This is a genomic window from Allobosea sp. 05T422_2, from assembly GCF_056396265.1.
Window position 1 is genome coordinate 1 of sequence record NZ_JBFTLD010000346.1, and the last position, 6,103, is coordinate 6,103.

Genomic DNA, 6,103 nt, shown 5'->3' on the forward strand with positions numbered 1-6,103 from the left:
AAACGCTGGTCTCTTTCTGCGATACGTCCAGCCCGACATACTGTTTCATGATGACCATCCCGTGCTCAGGCCGGCGCCGCTGCCTGCCCTCTGTCACTCTGAAGGCAGGGGCTCAGCGGCAGCAATTACGTCATCGTGTGCAACTTTGGGTCTGACGCAATCTCGCTGCAGCCCRAGATCATCGGGCACCGACGAGCCGAGCCTGAAGCAGGTCCATCTTTCCGCGGCCGTACATCGTAAGCGGTGTCCCGGCGCCACCTTTCCGGCAACGGTCTGAGCGACGATGTTGGAAGCCCCTGAGGGCTTCGGCACATGACGATTTCAGAGCTTACGCTTAAATCCAGCGACGATGAGCCGGTTCGGAGGTTCGAGGTCTTCACCGGGACCGGACGCCGACGGGATTGGTCGGACGACGACAAGGCAAGGATCGTGGCGGAGAGCTACGAGCCGAGCGCGACGGTGAGCGAGGTTGCGCGCCGCTATGCCTTGTCTCCGCAGCAGTTGTTCGGCTGGCGGCGTCTTTTGCGGCGAGCACCGGAGACGTTGCCGCCGGCATCATTGCCAACGTTCGTGCCTGCGGTGGTCGATGCAGCACGCCCGGCGCCCGAGACCGTGAGGCAGCCGGCGACGCGTCGTCGTCGTGGCGTAGCCCGGTCGAGCGGCGGGATTGAGATCGAGATTGACGGCGTCGTGGTGCGTGTCGGAACCAGTGCGAGCCCGAAGACGATTGCCGCGGTGATATCCGCGCTAAAGGGCGGCTCGTGATCGGCCCGACTGGCGCGGTCCGTGTCATGATCGCAACGAAGCCGGTCGACTTCCGCAAGGGCGCGGAGGGCTTGGCCGCACTGGTGCGCGAGAGCATGGGCGCCGATCCGTTCTCGGGCGCGGTGTATGTGTTCCGGGCGAGGCGTGCTGACCGGATCAAGCTCGTCTACTTCGATGGGACGGGTGTCTGCCTGTTCTCGAAGAGACTGGAAGACGGCAAGTTCCAGTGGCCCACTATCGCCGACGGCGTCGTGCGACTTACAGCGGCGCAGCTTCAGGCGCTGCTCGAAGGCCTCGACTGGCGACGGGTGCATCAGCGGCGCGAGACGCGCGTCCCCGTCGCGGCAAGTTGATCGCTCGGCGGTGGCAAGCCACTGTAATCCATGATTGAATCGGCTCCGTGAGCAACGCGGCCAACCCACTGACCAGCGATCCGATCGCGCTTCGGGCGATGCTCGCGGAGGAGCGCGCCGAGAACGAGCGGCTACGCCAGATCATCAAGGAGTTGCAGCGCCATCGCTTCGGGCGCCGGGCCGAGAGCCTGCTGGTCGATCAGTTGCTGCTGAGGCCTCGAGGAGGCCGAGCAGATCGAGGCCGAGGGCCTCGCCGGCGAGGAAGCGGCTGATCCCGCAAAGCGGGCCGAGCGGGCCAGGAAGCGGCGCGCCAACCGCGGATCGCTGCCCGCACACCTGCCGCGTGTCGAGCGGATCATCGACGTCCAGGACAAAACATGCCCGTGCTGCCAGGGCGCGCTGCATGCGATGGGCGAGGATGTCTCCGAACGTCTCGATATCGTCCCCGCCCAGTTCCGCGTGATCGTGACGCGTCGGCCGAAATACGCCTGCCGGGCCTGCGAGGAGGTGGTGGTACAGGCGCCGGCGCCAGCCCGGCTCGTCGAAGGCGGCATCCCCACCGAGGCGACCATTGCCCATGTCCTCGTCTCGAAATACGCCGATCACCTGCCGCTCTATCGCCAGGCTCAGATCTATGCCCGGCAGGGGGTGAACCTCGACCGATCGACCCTGGCTGACTGGGTCGGCAAGGCGGCCTTCCTCCTGCGGCCCGTGCATGAGCGCCTGTTCGAGCGACTGAAGGCATCGACCAAGCTCTTCGCAGACGAGACCACGGCGCCGGTGCTCGATCCGGGCCGCGGCCGGACCAAGACCGGCCAGCTCTTCGCCTATGCCCGCGACGAACGGCCTTGGGGCGGCSCCGATCCGCCCGGCGTGGCTTATCTCTACGCGCCCGACCGCAAGGCCGAGCAGCCGATCCGGCATCTTCAGGGCTTCGTGGGCACGCTGCAGGTCGACGGCTACGCCGGCTACAAGGTGCTGGCCGAGAGGAATGCCGTGAGCCTGGCTTTTTGCTGGAGCCACGCCCGGCGCAAGTTCTACGAACTGGCCGAAGCCGGTCCGGCGCATATTGCTTCGGAAGCGCTCGCGCGCATCGCAGAACTCTACCGCATCGAAAACGACATCCGGGGACGCTCCGCCGAGGAGCGGCGCATTGCCCGCCAGGCAAGGAGCCGCCCCATCGTCGAAGCGCTGGAGCCGTGGCTGCGCGACAAGCTTCTCCTCGTCAGCCAGAAGAGCAAGCTCGCCGAGGCCATCCGCTACGCGCTCTCGCGCTGGGCCGGTCTCTCGCGCTTCCTCGACGACGGCCGCGTCGAGATCGACTCCAACGTGGTCGAGCGCGCGATCAAGCCCATCGCTTTGAACCGMAAGAACGCGCTCTTTGCCGGATCTGACGGCGGCGCCGAGCACTGGGCCGTGATCGCCTCACTCGTGGAAACGGCCAAGCTCAACGGCGTCGATCCGCAATACTATCTCGCCGACGTCCTCGCCCGCATCGTCGCCGGCCATCCCCAGAGCCAGATCGACGACCTGATGCCCTGGGCTTACGCAGAGACGCAGCTCAAGGCTGTGGCCTGAGAACAGCGCTCACCGTACATCTGGCGTTTGACGAGCTTGAGTTTTGTGATCTGGCCTTCGGTCTGACCGTTGGACCAGGGCGAAGTGATGGCGGCGCGGACGGCCGTTTCGTCCTTTCTGACGCCGCTGCAGAATGACGCCACAAGGCTGTCGGCGGCGCGCTCCATCCACAATGTCATGCCGGCGACGGCTTTGGTGCGGATCATCTGATGGAAGTCCGAGATGATCTCGCGGGCCTTCGCCAACTGCGGCAGGCCGCTCTCGATGGCTGCGATGAGAACCGTCTCCGCCTTTGAGAGCTTGTCGCGCCCGTTCGTCATGAAGCGAGCGATCGTGCGGGCGGAGGGGATGCGTGCGAGGGTACCGGCGTCGGCCCTTTCGGCACGCCGCCGACGGGTGGCCCACTCGGACACAACTCTCAGGCTGCCGCGGAACCCGCGCGACCGCATCGTGCGCCAGAGTTCTGTGGCATTGCGCTTTCCGGCGTCCCACTGCGCATCGAGCCACGGCAGCATTTCCTCCAGCGAACTTTGCCGCGTCCGGAACACCTCGGAGCGCTGACCGCGAACGATGCGGCGCACCGTATCGCGCGCCAGGCCTGTGCGCCTGACGACCTGCTTGATCGGAACACCCGCGTTAAATAGCGCCATGACGGCTGCGTTGGTCTCTTCCCGGCGCTCGTACCCTTCATATTGCAAGCGCTCGGCCGAGGTCAGGAGGGCGGGGTTAATCACCGTCGCGCCGATGACGGAACGGATTTGACGCATGGATTTGCGCACGGCCTCCAGAAACGCCCGACTGGCATTCTCCATAAGATGCCAGCGGTCAGCGACCTGTTCGGCCGACGGCAAGGCCTTGGCCGCCGCCTCGCCATATCCACCGCCACGGTCGCGAGCGATGATTGTGATGGACGAGTGATGCCGCAGCCATGCCTCTGACGTTGCCGGTTCCCTGTCGGGCAGAAGCGTCACGGTCCGTCGTCGTTCGAGGTCGCAGACAATCGTGCCGTAGCGGTGATTGCGCCGCCACGCGAAGTCGTCGATGCCGATCACGGTCAACGTGTCCGCTGGCACCTGCGCCTTGCGCCTGACCACGCGCAGCAGCGTATCGTTGCTCACCGGGACCATCAGCCGCTCAGCGAAGCTCGCTGCCGGCCGGCCGCCGAGCGCCAGGCCCAGATGATGCACGATCATCTCCAGTCGCCCCGTCCGGCGTGACAGCGGAGCCAACACGTCGTTACCAAATCGCTCAGCGAAGATGCGACGGCCGCACAGCACGGCATCGCACCAGAAGCGCCTGACCCTAATCTTCAGGTCTACGCGCCGGCCTGCGATCGGGAGATCGGAAGCTTGCCGCCAATATTGGCTCTGGATCCGTCGCGAACAGGCTCCGCAGGATGGGCAKGCACCCGAAGACGCCGTGGCACGAACGCTGACTACGGCGCGATCCCCGTCGATCTCAGACCGCATCACGGCAAAGCCTAATGGTACAAGCCTGGAAGGCCGAACTCCGTGATCCATCGCGCTGATTCCTTCTGGAAGACAACGCCAGATCACCGCCTATCTGCAGCGAGATTGAGTCAGACCCAATATTGGACGCCGATCGGGGGGCAACATTGCGCGCCGTTTGACACTTTGACGGCATCAACAGCGTCGAGCGCCCGAGCCGAATACACCAAAGCCGCGCCCGCGTTCATCGCGATGGCAACGCCCAGAGGCGCATGTGATGAGCTACTCCATATTCGAAGGTCACCTTCTTATCGAGCGTTGCCGGTCATTCAGTGCCGCCATACCGAGGCGTTCGCCATGCTGCTTTCGGTCAGTTGGCAAGCACGCGGGAAGCTCTAGAACGGTCTGGAACAAATACGCGATCCGTCGGCGAAATTGTCAGGGCCGTTGAATTTGTCAGGCGTTCTGGGGGCTGATTGTGAGCGAGTTRCTGGACGAGGAGGTGAGCTTAATTAGGGCCATGGTCGACCATGGTCTGGTGGGGAGCTTTCAGGAGGCCCATTCGTACTTCTCCTACCCGGATCGCGACTTCAATCCAAGGGTGATCAGTGAGATAATGAATAAAGGGCGCCATCCGGACGCGGATCCAGCCAGCCCGGTCGAAGCGCGCTTGTTTATGTCAGCGATGCAGAAGGTCGCGCGGCCTGACCCGGCGAACTTTCTAGTGGGCGACGCTCACCTTAGGTTGACTTGGTGGCCGATGGGCCAGGGGCTGTTTGCTACCGGGTCGCTTCACCGCAAGTCCGGCGGCCCCGTGCATTGGTCCTATGACTGCGGCTCTGCAAGCGGGAGCGCGCAAATTGATCGAGCCATCCAAAATTTCGGCAGTGAGCTGAAGGCGGGAGGCGGCACCGCACAGCTTGCGTTTGCAGTGCTCTCACACTTCGATGCTGACCACATCAATGGTTTCATACGCCTGATTAAGAGCGTGCCAATCCAGACGCTACTCCTTCCCTATATTCCACCTTGGCAGCGCCTCGTCATTGCAATCGAGCAAGGGCTGTCCGCTGCGGACCCGCTCTTCGGGTTCTTCATCAACCCAGTCGCCTTCCTCTCCCAGATCGAGGGCGGTCAGTTCGGCGAAGTGATTTTTGTCGGGGGGCGGCGGCCCGGCGGCGAGGACGAAGGGTTCGCCGATCCGGTCGTACCGGAAGACCGCGGTGGCCCCCTAAAGGCGGAGACGGAGCAGGCGCCGCGCGAAACCAAAGGCGACCCAGCTGCTCGGCAGGGCAAGCGGGTTGGAGTGCGGTTCCTGCGCTGGGGGGGGCGACTGTTGGTCCCAGGGCTTTGGGAGTTCGTGCCGTACAACGACATCGGCATGGCGCACAAAGTAACCGCGGACTTCAAGGCTGCGGTCGAGCCGCTCGTTAAATCGCTGCTGACGAGCGAGCTGCAGAGCGACCTCKACGCCGTCAGGAAGGTTTACGACCGGCACTTCGGAAAGACAGCGCGAAAACGGAACTTGATTTCATTGTTCTTGTACTCCGGCCCCCTCGGGCAATCGCTGCTGTGGCGCCGATCGATCTCCTGCTCAGCCGACTTCCGCGGGATCATCTCGCGATTTGCCCAGATGCATACCGGGGACGCCACGCTCGATCGTCGCAGGTTTCGCGAGTTCGCCTCCTTTTATCGCCCGCATGGCCGTCTGGAGCGCTCGGGCGTGTTTCAGGTGATGCACCACGGCGCTGCTGGTAATTGGCATGAGGGCATTGGCGCGGATTTAAGCCCGGCAGTGAGCATCTTCTCATCGGACCCGGCGCATAGGAAATACAAGCACCCCCATGCCGAAGTCCTTCGGGATTTTTGGCCTTATGGTCCCGTTCAAGTAGACAAAGATTTCGGCTTTCGCCTCGATGCCTCTCTACTCTTCTTCCGATGACAGGCATTTTGGTCACGAGC

The 6,103-nt window shown here is 63.8% G+C and carries 4 protein-coding genes and 1 pseudogene; 4 read left to right on the forward strand and 1 reads right to left on the reverse strand.

Annotated elements, in window-relative coordinates:
• Positions 1–312: 312 nt before the first annotated feature.
• The 3 genes and pseudogenes from tnpA to tnpC all read left to right on the forward strand — a co-directional run bounded on the left by tnpA (position 313) and on the right by tnpC (position 2,696).
• Positions 313–765 carry an IS66-like element accessory protein TnpA gene (gene tnpA, locus AC1DJT_RS33395; RefSeq protein WP_441492563.1) on the forward strand — a complete coding sequence of 151 codons (453 nt, stop codon included), beginning with the start codon at positions 313–315 and terminating at the stop codon, positions 763–765.
• 26 nt (positions 766–791) lie between these two features.
• A complete protein-coding gene (gene tnpB / locus AC1DJT_RS33400) occupies positions 792–1,118 on the forward strand; it encodes an IS66 family insertion sequence element accessory protein TnpB (RefSeq protein WP_441492562.1) in 327 nt (108 codons plus the stop codon).
• Between the two features lie 47 nt (positions 1,119–1,165).
• A pseudogene (tnpC, locus tag AC1DJT_RS33405) lies at positions 1,166–2,696 on the forward strand (IS66 family transposase).
• Here tnpC and AC1DJT_RS33410 read toward each other — a convergent pair.
• Entirely contained in the window at positions 2,663–4,216 is a 1,554-nt protein-coding gene (locus tag AC1DJT_RS33410; protein ID WP_476835759.1) for an ISL3 family transposase, read from the reverse strand. The pseudogene tnpC and the gene AC1DJT_RS33410 sit on opposite strands and share 34 nt — an antisense overlap.
• A 448-nt stretch (positions 4,217–4,664) precedes the next feature.
• Here AC1DJT_RS33410 and AC1DJT_RS33415 point away from each other — a divergent pair, with 448 nt between their 5' ends.
• Positions 4,665–6,083 (forward strand): hydrolase, encoded by a 1,419-nt coding sequence (locus AC1DJT_RS33415; protein WP_476835760.1) that lies wholly within the window; start codon positions 4,665–4,667, stop codon positions 6,081–6,083.
• Positions 6,084–6,103 lie beyond the last annotated feature (20 nt).

Bases quoted from the DNA above. Each gene is read 5' to 3' on its own strand.
- tnpB (WP_441492562.1), top strand. From the start codon at position 792: ATGATCGCAACGAAGCCGGTCGACTTCCGCAAGGGCGCGGAGGGCTTG.
- tnpA (WP_441492563.1), top strand. From the start codon at position 313: ATGACGATTTCAGAGCTTACGCTTAAATCCAGCGACGATGAGCCGGTT.